Raw genomic sequence first — 15,606 nt, 5'->3', positions numbered from 1 at the left:
GTGACTGATACACCACCTCGGCCGGGACTGTGACGGTGCTCATAACCTACCCAAATAGTAGTGGATGTCAAGAAAGAGCCCGAAACTATGTACAGAATTGATCCGGTCGAGTTACTTGACAGTGCATCCTCAAAGTCGGATACGCTCTCTGTGACGGCCACCACTCGGCTCCGCGGAGGCGACATCGGACGGCGTAGCACGACCAGATATCGGACAACAGTGAGGCGCGGCAATGGCAGACCGGAACGAGCTCTACATCGGCGGCAAGTGGGTTCCTTCCGCAGGCGAGGGCACGATCGATGTCCTCGAGGCGGCCACCGGGCAGCTCATGGCACGTGTTCCGGCGGGCACGGAAAGCGACGTCGACGACGCGGTCGCCGCGGCGAGGGCCGCCTTCGGTGAATGGTCGCAGTCGCCACTCGCTGATCGGATCACTGTGTTGCGCCGGATCGCCGACGGTCTTGTCGCACGGGAAACCGAACTGGCCGAGATGATGGCCCGCGAGGTGGGTACGCCGATCGCCCGCTCCCGCACCGTCCAGGTCGGACTGGGGGTGACCATCTTCCGGTCGATGGCCGACATCCTGGAGACCACCAGTCTCGAGGAGAGGCGGGGCAACTCCCTGATCCTCAAGGTCGGGGTGGGTGTGGTCGGGGCGATCACGCCCTGGAACTACCCGCTCTACCAACTCGCCGCGAAGGTCGCGCCTGCGATCGCCGCCGGCTGCACGTCCGTCGTGAAGCCGAGCAGTGTCGCGCCGCTCGCAGCGTTCGTGGTCGCGGAGATCGCCGAAGAAGCCGGGTTGCCCCCGGGCGTCCTCAACATCGTGACCGGCGCAGGCGGCCGTGTGGGCGAGCGCCTTGCGGGCCACCCCGACGTCGATCTCGTCAGCCTCACCGGATCCACCTCAGCAGGGGCTCGGGTCGGACAGGTAGCTGCAGCCGACATCAAGAAAGTAACCCTCGAGCTCGGGGGCAAGTCCGCGTTCATCGTGGCGCCCGACGCTGATGTCGACGCAGCGGTCACCGCCGCTGTCCGGGGTTGCTACGTCAACAACGGACAGACCTGCGCCGCCACGACGCGGCTGCTCGTGCCCATCGGGGACCTCGAGCAGGTCGAGGCCAAACTCGTCGAACTGGTCGGCGGCCAGAGTGTCGGTGATCCGCTCGATGAGGCGATCGACATCGGTCCGATGGCGTCGCGTGAACAGCAGCAGACCGTTCTCGACATGCTCTCGGACGTCCCCGCAGACGCAGTCTTCCTGGTCGGCGGTCCGGGAGAGGTCACCGGTCTCGATGAACGGTTGCAGGCCGGATTCTTCGTTCGCCCGACGGTCGTGAGCCGCGTCGACAACACCTCGGCGATCGCCCGTGACGAAGTGTTCGGACCGGTGCTCACTGTCCTCACCTACAGCGACATCGACGAGGCGATCGACATCGCCAACGATTCCGACTACGGACTGTCCGGTGGTGTCTTCGCCGCCGATGACGCCGCGGCGATCGCGATAGCGCGCCGACTTCGTACCGGGCAGGTCTCCATCAACGGCGGTCGTTTCAATGCGATGGCGCCCTTCGGGGGCATGAAGAAGTCGGGGATCGGCCGAGAGCTCGGTCCCGACGGCCTGGACGAGTACTTCGAGAAGATCTCCCTTCAGCTACCCGCCTGATCCGCCCCCACCCACGACGAAAGCGATCCGACATGGCCACGGAAGCAGAACTGAACACCGCGCACCGGGAGATCACCAACCTGATGTCGCGCTTCTCGCGCGGTATCGACCTGCGGGACTGGGTCATGTACCGATCGGTGTTCACCGACGAGATCGAGATCGACTACACCAGCTATCGGGCAGGCAACGGCGGAATGTTCCGCGCCGAGGACTGGGTGCAACGCGGGCGGATGCTGTTCCCGGGACTGACGGCGTCGCAGCACTTCCTGTCCAATCTGCACATCACAGTCGAGGGTGATCGCGGCACGGTGATCTCGTACGTCCGCGCCGAGCACGTACTGCCGAACACTGCGGGTGATGCGATGTTCACCATCGGCGGGTATTACACCGATTCCGTTGTGCGCGTTGGTGGTGAATGGAGGATCTGCAAGAAGCAGCTGACGGTGCTGTGGAATTCCGGCAACCCTGCGGTCCTGACCATGGCGCGCGAACGCGCAGCCGCACTCCTCGCAGACGCCTGAGGGCGGGCGGCCTCGTCCGGTACGACTCACATGTCCCGGACCGGGTCGCGGCCATCCCAGTCGACGGCTGCGTCGGCGACCCTGCGGTAGAGCGCGAGGATCGTCGGGCGCGGTTCGTAGATCTCCACCAGGTGCCCGAGTTGCGCACGGGCGTCGTGGAAGGCGAAATTGTTGCCGTTGGGTGTGGTGGCGGTCAGTACCGCCGGCCACCCGCTGTCGGCGAACTGGCGCTGTTGATCCCCGAAGGACGACACCATGATCGCGACATGATGAATGTGGTTGCTCACCAACGCCGTCTGGGCGAACGCGGCAGGCTCTGCGCTGTGGACCTCGACGAATTCGATCTGTGTGTGCCCCCACTGTCCGTAGGCGGACGAGTGGTCGAAAGAACCTGCGGTCCCGTCCGGACCCAGCGCTGACGTCACCTGGTTGCGCCGCACGAAAAACGGACCGGCGCCGGTTCGCGATGCGAAGTCTTCCGCCGCGGCTCGCACGTCGTCGACGACATAGGCGATCTGGACGATCGCGCCTGGCGTGTACTCGGTCATCACGCAGCCCTCATCGTTCGGGCGAGCAGCCATAGCGGCACTCGCTAACTTTCTGATGACTATAGATACAGGTGGCCTCAGGCCGACGTTGATTCAACAAGAACGTGCCAGCTGGACGAGCTCATAGCGGTAATTGTGCACGTGAGGGGCAAATATAACGACTTTGCCCGAACGCTGGACTTATCCATGTACATAGTTCAGTATGACGTAGGTAACAAAACAACGGTTCAAGTAACTCACCTCACGTAGGTAGGCCCAAATGACAGACGCGCTCAGTATCAGCGGTCTTTCCAAGACTTTCGGCGGTCAGCGAGCACTCAACGATGTGACTCTCGTTCTCGCGCCCGGTGAAATTCGCGGTCTGGTCGGACAGAACGGATGCGGAAAATCTACACTCATCAAAGTTCTTGCCGGATATCATGATCCGGACGACGGCGCGAAGATCGTCGTCGCGGGCAGCGAACTGAACCTCGGTGTCCCCGGGAGCGGTGAAGCAGCCGGGTTGCGGTTTGTCCACCAAGAGCTGGGGCTGGTCGAGAGTCTCGACGTCGTCGACAACCTGGCGCTGGGGCATGGTTACAAGACCCGGGCCGTCGGTACGATCGACTTCAAGGCCGAAAGAGCGCAGGCCAGAGCCGCCCTCGCCGAACTCGGCTTCGACATCGATCTCAAGAAGCTCGCTTCCGCACTGAGCATGAGTGAACGCACGATGTTGGCGATCGCCCGCGCCGTGCAGGACCGCTCGGGCGCGACGAACATCCTGGTGCTCGACGAGCCGACCGCGAACCTGCCTGCGGCCGAGGCGGTCCGACTCTTCGACCTCGTGCGCAGGATTCGGGATCGCGGGGTCGCGGTGCTGTTCGTCTCGCACCACCTCAATGAGGTCTTCTCGCTGTGCGACAGCGTGACGGTCATGCGCGACGGCAACATCGTGACCACCCGGAGCCTCGAGGGTCTCGATGAGCCGGGACTGGTGGAATTGATGATCGGTCGCCGCGTCGAGGAGTTCCTCGCAGAACCCGACGAGACCACCGACACCGCAGGAGATCCCGTCCTCGAGGTCCGTGGGTTGTCCTGCGGTTCCGTGACAGACCTCGACTTCTCGATTCGATCGGGTGAGGTGCTCGGAATCGCGGGTATCACCGGATCGGGTCGCGAACAGATCGTGCCAGCACTGTTCGGCGCCGAGACCAGGGGTGGCACGGTCGTCGTCGACGGCAAGACCGTGGAAAACGGCCGTCCCGATCTCGCGATGGCTGCGGGCGTGGGATGTGTTCCCGCCGAACGATTGAGCAATGCCGCCTTCGCCACCGCATCCCTCCGGGAGAACGTCTCGGTCGCCGATCCCTGGGCGTACACGAAGGGCGGCATGCTGCGGATGAAGCGTGAGAAGTCGGACGTCGCGACGTGGCTCGAGAGGCTCGGAGTACGCCCCTCCGGCAACACCGAGCGTCATCTCGGCACTCTCAGCGGCGGCAACCAGCAGAAGGTGGTGTTGGCCCGTTGGCTGCGCCGCAAGCCGCGCGTACTACTGCTCGACGAACCCACCCAAGGCGTCGACATCGGCGCAAAAGCCGATATCCACACACTTGTCGACGACGCCGCGCAGTCCGGCGCCGCGGTGCTGGTGGTCTCCACCGATCACGGCGAACTCACCCGCCTGTGCGATCGCGTGATCGTGCTGTCGGCCGGCTGCGTGGTCGACGACTTCTCCCGCCCCCGGATCGACCCTGACCGGTTGACCGCCTCGACACTCAAGAAACCTGCTCGCGTCGAGGCCTGAGCCTCCTCCGCGATGTCCGAAAGGAACACCATGACAACACAATCGGCCGAAGGCAAGGCGACGTCACCGAAGGGTCAGCCCCAGGGTGGCGGCGACTTTCTGCCCGACAAGCCGCAGGGCCGCAAGATCAATCTGGGACTCGACCGATTCAGCGGACTGTACGTGTGGGTCGCCATCATCGTGCTGTTCGCGATCTGGATCCCCGACCTGTTCCTGACCGAGGGCAACTTCCGTATCATCGCGGGCGATCAGGCCATCACGGCGATGCTCGCCATCGGCCTCATCGTGCCCCTCGCGGCAGGAGTCTTCGACCTCTCGATCGCGGGGGTGATGGGCTTCTCGGTGGCGATGGTCTCGTATCAGCTGTCGCAGGGGATCGCCGCTCCGATCGCAATCATCACCACCCTGTTGTGCGGTGCCCTCATCGGTGCGGTCAACGGATTCGTGGTGGTCAAGCTCAACGTCGACTCGTTCATCGCGACGTTGGGTATGTCCAGCATCCTGCTGGCAGGTACCTACTTCGTGACAGACGGAAAGCAGATCACCGAGGGCTTCACCGACGGATTCCTGGACATGGGCAGCAAGCCGTTCCTGGGTCTGCCGCTTCCGTTCTTCTACATGATCGCGGTCGCAGCGGTCATGTACGTGGTCCTGGAGAAGACTCCGCTCGGCCGTTACCTCTATGCCACCGGAGGCAATCGGCAGGCAGCTCGCCTCGCCGGACTCCGCGTCGAGCGAATCATGTTCGGCGCCTTGGTCACATCAGCGACGGTTGCGGCATTGACCGGCGTGATCCTGGCCGCCAAGCTCGGTACCGCGGCACCCGACATCGGGCCGTCCTATCTGCTCCCGGCGTTCTCGGCCGTATTCCTCGGCTCCACCCAGATCCGCGCAGGCCGGGTGAACGTCCTCGGTACCCTCATCGCGATCTACCTCCTCGCCACCGGTGTCAAGGGCCTGCAGCTCGCCGGCGCACCGAGCTACGTCAACGACCTCTTCAACGGTCTGGCGCTGATCATCGCCGTCGCGCTCGCTGCGCGGACCGCTCGCCGGGTCTGACTCTTCTTTCACTTCTCAGCCGCTCGGCCACCCTGGAAAGGACACCTGTGAGAAAAACCAGCTGGACAAAGGCGATCGTCGCCGTTGTCTCCGCGAGTCTCTTGGCGACTGCATGCAGCAGTTCGGACAGCGGCGGATCGAGCGAGCCCGCGGATGTGTCGGCGGCCGTTGCTGTCGCGGATCAGTTCCAGGCCGCGCCGACCAACCTGATCCTCGACACTCCGCTGAGCCGTGCCCCGGACACCGGCAAGTTCGTCATCAGTATCGAGACGCCTCAGCCGATCGCGGTCGCGAAGGACGACGCCATCGCGCAGGCGGCGGACGTGCTGGGCTGGCGCTATCAGCGCATCCTGATGGACACCGATGCCGAGGCCGCACCGAAGGCCATGGACCAGGCCATCGCCCTGAAGCCGGACGCCATCCACATCGCAGGTACCCCGCTCGCGATGCTGAGCAAGCAGATCGAATCCGCCAAGGCGGCAGGCATTCCTGTCATCGCCGACAGTGTGGGCGACGAGCCGGTCCCGGGTGTCATCTCCACCTCCATCGATGGCATCGCCCAGGTGCAGGAGTGGGGCAAGATGGTGGCGAGTCAGGTCGTCGCGGACAGTGACGGCAACGCGAACATCGCCATCTTCACGATCACCGATTACTCGATCCTGAACATCTTCACCGATGCGTTCAAGGCGCAGCTCGAGACCCTGTGCCCTGGGTGCAAGACCCAGATGGTCAATCAGCAGGTCACCGACCTCGGTACCAAGACCCCGCAGAGTGTGGTCAGCACGCTGCAGCGCGACCCCTCCATCAACTGGGCGGTCTTCTCGTTCGGCGACCTCGTCCTCGGTGTCGACGCTGCGTTGCGGGGAGCAGGCCTACAGGACCAGGTCCGGTTCGCCGGACAGAGCCCGTCGCCCGAGAACCTGAAGTCGCTCAAAGACGGTGACGACAGCGTGTGGGTCGGATTCCCGATCCAGATCATCGGCTGGCGTGTTCTCGACATGCTCGCGCGTCAGTTCAACGGCGACTCCCTGCAACCCGCCGATGACGCCTTCCTGCCGACGCAGTTGTTGAACAAGAACAACATCGACTCCGCAGTACTCGATCCCGACACCGGTTTCTACATCGGTGTTGCCGACTACCAGGAGCAGTTCGAGAAGCTCTGGCTCAAATAGTTTTCCCGACAACAATTTTCGTTCAGTCCACGGCGCTCAAGCCACCCCCGAGAGGAATCCCAGTGAAGACCACCAGATGGACAAAGGCGTTCGTCGCCGTTGTCGCCGCGAGTATGTTCGCGACAGCGTGTAGCAGCTCCGACGACGGCGGCAGCGGCCAGGCGGCCGACGTCTCCGGCGCGCAGGCAGTGGCAGACCAGTACGAAGCGGCGCCTGCCGGTCTCGTCCTCGACACCCCGCTGAGCAAGGCTCCCGTCGCCGGCAAGTACGTCATCAGCATCGAGACGCCGCAGCCTATTTCCAGTGCCAAGAACGACGCCATCCAGCAGGCGGCCGATCTGCTGGGTTGGCGGTACCAGCGCATCACCATGGGCACCGATGCCGAGGCCGCAGGCAAGGCAATCGACCAGGCGATCGCGCTCAAGCCCGATGCCATCCACATGTCCGGTACCCCCCTGTCGATGGTCGCCAAGCAGATCGAATCCGCCAAGGCGGCCGGCATCCCGGTGATCGCCGACAGTGTGTCCGGTGAACCGATCCCAGGCGTCATCTCGACGTCGCTGGACGGAGACGGGCAGGTGCAGGAGTGGGGCAAGATGGTCGCCAGCCAGGTGGTCGCCGAGTCCGAAGGCAAGGCCAACGTCGCCATCTTCACCATCACCGACTACCCGATCCTGAACATCTTCACCGACGCGTTCACCGCGCAGATGAAGGCTCAGTGCCCCGACTGCAAGGTCGAACTCGTCAACCAGCAGGTCGCCGACCTCGGCACCAAGACCCCGCAGAGCGTCGTCAGTACGCTGCAGCGTGATCCGAACATCAACTACGCGGTGTTCTCCTTCGGAGACCTCGTGCTCGGCGTCGACGCCGCCCTGCGCGGCGCGGGACTGCAGGATCAGGTGACCTTCGCGGGTCAGACCCCCACTCCCGACAACCTGAAATCGCTCAAGGACGGCGACAACAGCGTGTGGGTCGGATTCCCGGTCCAGATTCTCGGATGGCGTGTCATCGACATGCTGGCCCGCCAGTTCAATGGGGACGACCTCGCTCCGGCGGACGCGGCGTTCCTCCCGACACAGCTGCTCAATGCGGAGAACATCGACTCGGCCGTCATCGACGCCGACACGGGCTACTGGGTAGGTGTCGCGGACTACCAAGATCAGTTCAAGGCCCTGTGGCTCAAGTAGGAATCAACACCCCATGAGTGACACTGCCCGGGCCCGAGCACGACCGCCCGGGCAGTGTCATCTCAGGCGGCAACCAGATCGGAGTAAGGGTGGAAGTCACTCCAGCGCAACGCATATTGTCCCTCTCGCACCTGTCGGCGATCGGCGTGCCGCCACCGCAGTTCATCGACAACGCCGCATTCGGCGGTTTCGACGCTGTCGGCCTACGGGTGGCGCAGACGGCGCAGGACCGTGGGTTTCAGCTCCGTGCGGGGTCGGCGCTCCTGCGCGAGACCAAGACCGCCCTGTCCGACAACGGGATGCGGGTGCTCGATGTCGAGGTGGTCAAACTGCATCCGGGGAGCTCGCGGGCAGATTGGTCGGCGGTGCTCGAGGCGGGCGCCGAACTCGACGCGAGCCATCTCCTGGTGACCGTTCTCGATGACGACTATTCGCGGGCCACAGACAACTTTGCCGAGTTGGCGGAGTTGTCCGGCGAGTACGGACTCAGATCCTGTTTGGAGCCCATGGTGTTCTCGTCGGTTCGCGACATGACGGCTGCAGCGAAGTTCGTTCTCGACGCGCGCGGTTCGGATGCCGGAGTGCTCGTCGACGCACTGCATTTCTCTCGTGCGGGTTCGCAGTGGAGTGAGCTCGATGCCATCGCCCCCGACCTGATGCCGTACTGCCAGCTCTGTGATGCGCCCACGGACGCACCCGCCGCGGATCACAACGCGGCGATCACGGAGGCCCGAACCGATCGCCTCGCTCCAGGAACGGGGGCATTGCCCCTGGTCGAACTGCTACGCCGGTTGCCGGCGACTGCGGCGGTCAGTGTGGAGGCACCGTCCGCCCGGTCCGTCACCGACCCGCGTGGATGGACTGCCGACCTCGGCCGGGCCGCGCGTGAGGTGCTGAAGGCGGCGGCACTCGCACCGAGCCCGGCCTCGTGAAAATCGACGATGAATGAGAAACTGTAGTCATGACTAAGAAACCCTTCAGGTTCGCTGCCCAGGTCTATCGGGCAAACACCGGACAGGAATGGCGCGACGTCGCGCACAAGGTCGAAGACATGGGCTATTCAGCCCTGCACGTGTCCGATCACTACATCGGGCCGGGCCCAGCGCTCGACCCGACCGGGCATCGTCCGGTGACGATGGCACCGATCACGAGCATGGCCGTCGCCGCAGAGGTCACCGACACGTTGAAGGTAGGTTGCCGCATGTTCTGCACCAGCTACCACGAACCGGTGGTGCTGGCGAAAGAGGCTGCGACTCTTGCGATGTTCGCACCAGACCGAATCGAGATCGGGCTCGGCGCAGGCTGGCTCGGCTCTGAATACGACGCGATGGGCATCGACTTCCCGTCGGCAGGTCTGCGGGTGGACCGACTCGAAGAAACCGTCGAGCTGATCACCCAGTACCTGGCCGGGGACGAGATCAAGGTCGACGGCACGTTCGTCAAGGCGCACAGCTTCGCGCCGTTGCCGGTGCCCGAGATCACGCCGCCGATCATGATCGGCGGCGGCGCGCGGCGAGTGCTGACGTTGGCAGGCAGAACCGCCGACATCGTCAGTATCAATTTCAACAACCGTTCGGGTGTGCTGGGTTCGGACAGCGTGCTCACCTCGACCGTCGAAGAGACACACAAGAAGCTGGGCTGGGTGCGCGACGGCGCGGGAGACCGGGTGGACGGCATCGAACTCGAGACGGGCGCCTATTTCGTGGCCATCGAAGGGCAGACCGACGTAACCGAGGAGGCGCTGATCGAGCGCACGGGATTCTCTCGCGACGAGCTGCGAGCTTTTCCCCACGCGCTCGTCGGGTCGGTCGATGACATCTGCGAGCAGCTCGAACAGCGGCGGGAAGAGTTCGGCTTCTCCTACTTCACCATCGGCGACCGAGCTTACGAACAATTCGCGCCCATCGTCGAGCGCATGACCGGAAAGTGATGACACGCATGACATCTGCAGTGGAGAGCAAGTTCGTTCACATGATCGCGCCCGAGGTCGCGGAGACCGTTGTCGAGGCCGAGCCCGGGCCGGCGCCTGACGGTGTGGTCGTCGACATCGGATTCTGCGGCATCTGTGCCACCGACACCCACGGGTACGCGTCGGCCGCCCTGCCACCTGCGGTGTTCGGACATGAATGGATGGGCACCGTCAGCGCGGTCGGCGCCGACGTCACGACGGTGGAGGTCGGGCAACGCGTGGTTGCCGGTGTCGGCCCTGCGTGCGGTATCTGTGCCCAGTGCCGCGCAGGTCACGCCTCCAACTGTGATCTGGCGTTCGCGGAGGCCAACGGCATCACCGACGATGCGCCCACCCATGGTGGTTTCGCGACCAAGCTGAAAGTGTCTGCCCGGCGAGCGATTCCCGTGCTCGACGAGCTGTCCGACGAAGAAGCGGCGCTGATGGAACCGGCGACGGTGACGTTTCACGCGGTCCGGCGGGCTCAGCTCCGGTTCGGGTCGACCGTCGTCGTCCAAGGCGCAGGACCGATCGGCTTGCTCACCGCACAACACGCACGCACCGGTGGGGCGGGCAGGCTCATCATCAGCGAACCGTCGGCCCCGCGCCGGGCCGCGGCCACCGCCCTCGGCTTCACCGATGTGGTCGAGCCGGCCGACCTGCCCGGGATGCTTGCCGACGCCACGAACGGGTTGGGCGCGGACGTGTTGTTCGAATGCACCGGGGTCGCAGCTCTGCTGCAGCCCTCGGCGGAACTGGTGCGGCGCGGCGGGACGCTCGCGTTGCTCGGCTATCCGGGCACCGATTCGTCTGTGAGTTATGGGGATTGGCAGAGTCGCGAACTGACCGTCATCGGATCGCTCGCGTACTCCCACGAGGACTTCGCCGCCACCATGAGGCTGATCGCCGACGGACGTATCGACGTGAAGTCGCTGCACACCGGCACCATTGGGCTCGGCGAGCTGGTGGCGATGTTCAGGGAGCTCGATTCGGGTACCAGCGAACACGCCAAGGTCTTGGTCGACCCTCGCCGCTAGTCCCAGCCCAACCCGCAAACGCTCCAGAAATACGAAGACGCACCACAAATATGTGGTGCGTCTTCGCATATGTGGAGCGTTTGCGGGTCAGGCGGGTGCAGGGATCGGGATGGTCTGCCCACTGCCGCAGGTCGCCCCGCCGTCGACGGGTATCGATGCGCCGGTGACAAACGATGCCAACGGTGAGGCCAGGAAGGCGATGACCTCACCGACCTCACGCGCGGTGCCCCATCGTTGCAGGGGAACCATCGACGCGAGCGACTGATACCGCTCCGGGGTGTTCTCCTCGATGCGCTTGGTCATCCCGGTGCTGATCGGGCCAGGGCACACGGTGTTGACCCGTATCTTGTCGTTCGCCAGGTCGATCGCGAACGACCGCGCGAGATTCACGACGCCGGCCTTGGCGGCCGCGTAGGGCCAACGATTGGGTTCACCACCCATCGCGGTCGCCGAGGCGGTGATGACCACCGAGCCGCCCCCACTGCGTCGGAAAGCCGGAATCGACTCCCGTACACCCAGCGCGACGGCGCGCAGGTTGACGTTGATCGAACGGTCGAAGACCTCCATATCGAGGGTCTCGATGGAACCGGAGGCCGGTACGCCGGCATTCAGGATCAGGGCGTCGAGCCGGCCGAACGACTCTTCGGCCAGCTCGATGGCGGCGCGGTTGTCGACGTCGTAGGTGACGTCGCCGACGAACGGCATTGCGTTCGGGTTCCCTGCGAGCCAGTCCAACGACTCCGGGGTGGTGTCGAATGCGACGACTTTCCCACCACGTTCCAGGATGATCTCGACCGCGGCGCGGCCGATGCCGGAGGCCGCGCCGGTCACGACGGCAACGAGGCCCTCCGCCGGTGCCTCACTCACTCTGATGGTTCCATCTCGATGATCGCGCGGCCGATGATCTCACCGCGGGCAAGCGCCTGGTAGGCCTCGTCGACCTGATCCAGCGTGTATCTGCGGGTGATGACGCGCTCGGGCTCCACGATCCCGGCGGACACCAACCGAAGCAGCGCGGGCATGTCGGTACGAGCCTTGGCGCCATACGAACCGTGGATCTCCAGCTTGCGCCTTACCAGACGGGCCAGGTCGATCTCACCGACGCTGCCCGCGGGTGCGATGCCGACCACCACAGCGCGGCCGCCGTCGTCGAGAACGTCCAGCGCGGTGGCGAAGGTGTGCTTGTTGCCGAGGGCCTCGAAGGCGACGTCGACTCCGTGGCCGTCGGTGAGGGCCTTCACCTCGGCGACCACATCGGTGTCCCGCGAGTTGATCGTGTGGGTGGCACCCAGCGCTGCCACGGCCTTGAGCTTCTCGTCGTCGATGTCGATCGCGATGATCTGTGAGACACCGGACGCGGCCGCGAACTGCACGATGGACGATCCGACCCCACCAGCTGCGATCACCGCGATCCGGTCGCCCAGCACCAGATCGGCGTTGTTGATCGCACCGAGTGCGGTGAACGAGCTGCAACCGAGGATCGAGACCTCACCGAGCCCGACTCCCTCCGGAACCTTGAAGGCGTCAGACGCCGGCACGACGCAGTATTCGGCCAGTCCGCCCATCGAGTACATGGCCAGCGGCGTGCCGTCTTCGCGGCCCAGGCGGGTCTCTCCGTCGTAGAGAGTGCCGTTCAATCGGTTGTGTGCGAAGAACTTTTCGCAGAGATCCTCTTTGCCGCTGACGCAATGCCGGCAATCGCCGCACGGCATGATGAAGCTGCAGACGACGCGGTCACCGACGGCGACGTTGTCCACGCCCTCGCCGGTCTGCTCGACCACACCGGACACCTCATGACCGAGTACCGCCGGGACCGGGAACTTCACCTCGGACTTGAGCACGTGGAGATCGGTGTGGCAGACACCGCAGGCGGTGACCTTCAACAGGATCTCGCCGCGCCGCGGCTCGGGCCGGGGGATGTCTTCGATCGTCAGCGACGGGCTGTTGCCGTCGAATACTGCTGCCTTCACAACACACTCGCTTTCGAAATGTCGGTCGAGAGTTCTTCGGCGGTCTCGAGTAGCGAGGCCAGCCGGGCCGGCGCATCCGCCCAGTCCTGGGTGGATCGCATCTCGTCCCAGAAGTTTATCTCCACGATGAACTGCTCGGCCCCTGCCTCGACTGCGGTCCGCAGGTCGCCGCGGACACCCTCGATGCCGTGTCCGCCGGAGCCGACGGCATCGGTGGGACGTTGCAGGTATGAGCGCAGGAAGAGTCGGACCGGTGCCGCGTCGCCGGCACGTAGACCTGCCATCGTGTCGAGCTGCTCCTGCAAGGCCTCGGCGGTACCGCTGCTGGGGTTCCAGATGTCGAACAATGCTGCGGTGCGGGCCAATCCGGCCGCCGACCGTAGTCCGGACAGCAGCGGTGGGTGCGGCTGCTGCAGTGGCTTGGGACGGATCACCGACCGCGGGATGGAAAAGAACTCTCCGGAGAACTCGACCGGGTCAGGACCCCAGCACGCTTGCACGGCGTTGACGAGCTCGCTCATCCGTCGGCCCCGCGTGCGCGGGTCGACGTCCATCTGGCCGTGCTCCTCGTCCGACCACCCCGCTCCGAGACCCGCGACGAGTCGACCGCCGGACAAGACATCCAGTGTTGAAAGGCGTTGTGCCAATTCAACGGGACGGTGGTAGCCGGCGACGAGGATACTGCTGCCGATCATCGCCTTCTCGGTACAGGCGGCGACAAAGGCCATCAGCTCGGTCGCCCCGAGCACCGAGCGATACGCGGGGTGGACGCTGGTGGTGTGCCGGCCGCCGTAGATCGACTCGTTCGCCTCCGGATAGAACAAGTGTTCCTGCACCCACAGGCTCGCGAAGCCGAGTTCCTCAGCCGAGGTCGAGAACGCCCGGATGGCCGCGGCGTCGACGTGTTCGCCGAGCTGGGGGAGGGTCAGACCGATCTCGACCACTAGAGGACCGTCACTGTTCCGGTGTTGCCGTCGACCTCGATCATCGCACCGTCGGGGATGCGCGCTGTGGCGTCCTGTACCGAGACGGCGCAGGGGATGCCCAGTTCCCGGCAGACGATGGACGAGTGCGTGATGGTCGAGCCCACGTTGACCACGACGCCACCGGCAAAGTCGAACAGAGGCGTCCAGGCCGGATCTGTCTGCGGCGCAATGATGATGTCGCCTTCTTCCAGGTGTTCGGCCTCGTAGGGATCATGCAAGATCCGGGCGCGACCACGACTGACCCCGGGCGCCCCGGAGACACCGGCAAGCGAGTCGCCGGGAACAGCGATCTCCGCTTTGTGCTCGGTGCGCTTCGGCCACTGCGACAGCGGAAGCGGCTCGAACAGGAAGAACGGTGGCTCCAGGTCGAAGAGCGCGAGATACTGCTCGCGCCGCTGCGCGATGGTCTCCGTGAAGGACTCGGGGTCGGCTGCGAAGGCGTCGAGCTCGTCGGCGAGCAGCATCGTGACGTCGTGATGGTCTTCCATCACCCCGCGGGCGACCATTCGGTGGCCCAATTCGTAGAGGGCAGTGCGCATCTCGCCCATCACCTTGACACAGGCAGTCTTGGTCCGTTCACGCCACGGCATGAACCGCGTGATCGACTTGGCTGCGTCGAGGAAGCTCTGCCGAGTCGCCTCATCGGGCATCTTGGCGGCGAGTTCTGCAGTCAGGGCGATCCGCTTGGTCTCGTTGCGCTCCCGGATCAGCTCGGGGTTCGACGAGTCGGGGCTCAGCCGCATCCCGTTGATCGCGAGCAGGGCCAGAACGGGCTTGGATTCCCAGCTGTCCGAACGGATGTCCCACTCGTTGGGTGCGCGCGAGCCGTACTTGTAGAGGAAGTCATCGAAGTCGGTCCGGAACTGTTTTGCATCGGGAGACCCGCTGGCGTCCACGGAGTCGAGCAGGGTGGCCAGTCCGTTGTCGAACAACGAGGTCAACTCCTCGGAGCTCGCAACCAGACGGCCCATGTCCCACAGTGCGAACGACGGAGCAGCCGAGTCGACGCCGCCGAGCCCGCTCAGCAGGTCGCCGAGTTTGTCGGCCTCGCCGATCGAGGCCAGCAGTGCGCCCGCGACCGCAGGTCCGACCGTCGACAGCGTGGTGGTGACCGGGTGGTAGGCGTAGCAGAAGATCAGGTCGGGGACGAACGACCGGGCGTGATCGACCAACTGCTGATCACTCAGTGTGCTCAGGTCGGGCCGGTTCGCACGGGCCTGGTCGGCACGGCGCTTGGTCTGCTCGGCTTCCGGGAACTCGTCGGTGGTCAGCGCCCAGGCGCTCTTCTCTGCCAGCCGTGCGGTGAGCTCGGCGTTGGCGTGGCCGGGCTTCTCCACGTAGTCCGGCAGGTCCGGATGGTCACCGACCCACAGCCGGTTCCACTCCGGCACGGTCATGCCCGGTAGGCGGGCACCGTTGAGTTCGGTCGCCGAGAAGTTCGTGAAGTGGTACCCACCGAAGTTGCCGAGCGTTTCGGGCATCACCTCGTCGAGTTCCGATGCCAGGTGCGTACCGAGGTGTTCGACGTAGCCCTCACGCCAGCCGATGTTGAGGCCCTTGTTCCAGACGAGGCTCACATTCAGGGGACTCGACGGGTCCGGGAGCACCTCGCCTGCGTTGGCTCGCGTGTAGACGGGGTACCGCTCGCTGTACTCCCAGTCGGTGATCCAGGTATCGGCGTTCTGCTCGTTCGTCACGAGTCCTCCTCGAGGTGCTGTCGGACTGTATT

Annotated in this window: 14 protein-coding genes; 9 read left to right on the top strand and 5 right to left on the bottom strand. The window is 64.8% G+C overall.

All coding sequences use genetic code 11. The annotated features are described in order from the left end of the window. The first annotated feature begins 232 nt into the window (after window positions 1-232). Window positions 233-1,666: an aldehyde dehydrogenase family protein gene (locus DFR67_RS25830; RefSeq protein ID WP_110472331.1), complete on the top strand. Its 1,434-nt coding sequence runs from the start codon at window positions 233-235 to the stop codon at window positions 1,664-1,666. 32 nt (window positions 1,667-1,698) lie between these two features. Further along, the gene (locus DFR67_RS25825; protein ID WP_110472330.1) at window positions 1,699-2,187 is read left to right on the top strand and encodes a nuclear transport factor 2 family protein; all 489 of its coding nucleotides are present in this window, start codon (window positions 1,699-1,701) and stop codon (window positions 2,185-2,187) included. Between the two features lie 26 nt (window positions 2,188-2,213). Here DFR67_RS25825 and DFR67_RS25820 read toward each other — a convergent pair whose 3' ends face one another. Next, window positions 2,214-2,768: a VOC family protein gene (locus DFR67_RS25820; RefSeq protein WP_245938163.1), complete on the bottom strand. Its 555-nt coding sequence runs from the start codon at window positions 2,766-2,768 to the stop codon at window positions 2,214-2,216. A gap of 226 nt (window positions 2,769-2,994) precedes the next feature. Between DFR67_RS25820 and DFR67_RS25815 the strand changes: the two genes are divergently transcribed. The 7 genes from DFR67_RS25815 to DFR67_RS25785 all read left to right on the top strand — a co-directional run bounded on the left by DFR67_RS25815 (window position 2,995) and on the right by DFR67_RS25785 (window position 10,921). Continuing rightward, window positions 2,995-4,518, top strand: a complete 1,524-nt coding sequence (locus tag DFR67_RS25815) for a sugar ABC transporter ATP-binding protein (RefSeq protein ID WP_084837790.1) — start codon at window positions 2,995-2,997, stop codon at window positions 4,516-4,518. Between the two features lie 30 nt (window positions 4,519-4,548). Continuing rightward, window positions 4,549-5,577 carry an ABC transporter permease gene (locus DFR67_RS25810; RefSeq protein ID WP_110472359.1) on the top strand — a complete coding sequence of 343 codons (1,029 nt, stop codon included), beginning with the start codon at window positions 4,549-4,551 and terminating at the stop codon, window positions 5,575-5,577. Window positions 5,578-5,624: 47 nt separating this feature from the next. Continuing rightward, window positions 5,625-6,749 (top strand): substrate-binding domain-containing protein, encoded by a 1,125-nt coding sequence (locus tag DFR67_RS25805; protein ID WP_158540044.1) that lies wholly within the window; start codon window positions 5,625-5,627, stop codon window positions 6,747-6,749. Window positions 6,750-6,811: 62 nt separating this feature from the next. After that, window positions 6,812-7,936, top strand: coding sequence for a sugar ABC transporter substrate-binding protein (locus DFR67_RS25800; protein ID WP_110472329.1), 1,125 nt, complete (start codon window positions 6,812-6,814; stop codon window positions 7,934-7,936). 89 nt (window positions 7,937-8,025) lie between these two features. Then, window positions 8,026-8,868, top strand: a complete 843-nt coding sequence (locus tag DFR67_RS25795) for a sugar phosphate isomerase/epimerase family protein (RefSeq protein WP_245938162.1) — start codon at window positions 8,026-8,028, stop codon at window positions 8,866-8,868. 29 nt (window positions 8,869-8,897) lie between these two features. Beyond that, window positions 8,898-9,866, top strand: coding sequence for a TIGR03621 family F420-dependent LLM class oxidoreductase (locus tag DFR67_RS25790; protein ID WP_110472328.1), 969 nt, complete (start codon window positions 8,898-8,900; stop codon window positions 9,864-9,866). An 8-nt stretch (window positions 9,867-9,874) separates the two neighbouring features. Continuing rightward, entirely contained in the window at window positions 9,875-10,921 is a 1,047-nt protein-coding gene (locus tag DFR67_RS25785; protein WP_110472356.1) for a zinc-dependent alcohol dehydrogenase, read from the top strand. A gap of 87 nt (window positions 10,922-11,008) precedes the next feature. Here DFR67_RS25785 and DFR67_RS25780 read toward each other — a convergent pair whose 3' ends face one another. From DFR67_RS25780 to DFR67_RS25765, 4 genes are read right to left on the bottom strand one after another with little or no spacing between them, the layout of a single operon-like run. After that, entirely contained in the window at window positions 11,009-11,788 is a 780-nt protein-coding gene (locus DFR67_RS25780) for an SDR family NAD(P)-dependent oxidoreductase (protein WP_110472327.1), read from the bottom strand. After that, window positions 11,785-12,891, bottom strand: coding sequence for a zinc-binding dehydrogenase (locus DFR67_RS25775; protein WP_110472326.1), 1,107 nt, complete (start codon window positions 12,889-12,891; stop codon window positions 11,785-11,787). Before DFR67_RS25775 ends, DFR67_RS25780 begins: the two co-directional genes overlap by 4 nt. Further along, window positions 12,888-13,835, bottom strand: coding sequence for a TIGR03619 family F420-dependent LLM class oxidoreductase (locus tag DFR67_RS25770; RefSeq protein WP_110472325.1), 948 nt, complete (start codon window positions 13,833-13,835; stop codon window positions 12,888-12,890). The genes DFR67_RS25775 and DFR67_RS25770 overlap by 4 nt, the downstream gene beginning before the upstream one ends. Next, window positions 13,835-15,574, bottom strand: a complete 1,740-nt coding sequence (locus tag DFR67_RS25765) for a PEP-utilizing enzyme (protein ID WP_110472324.1) — start codon at window positions 15,572-15,574, stop codon at window positions 13,835-13,837. The genes DFR67_RS25770 and DFR67_RS25765 overlap by 1 nt, the downstream gene beginning before the upstream one ends. Window positions 15,575-15,606 lie beyond the last annotated feature (32 nt).

The organism is Williamsia limnetica (genome assembly GCF_003217475.1).
GTDB lineage: Bacteria > Actinomycetota > Actinomycetes > Mycobacteriales > Mycobacteriaceae > Williamsia > Williamsia limnetica.
Note: the sequence above shows the minus strand (reverse complement) of the source record. Positions and strands in the feature narration are given on the sequence as shown.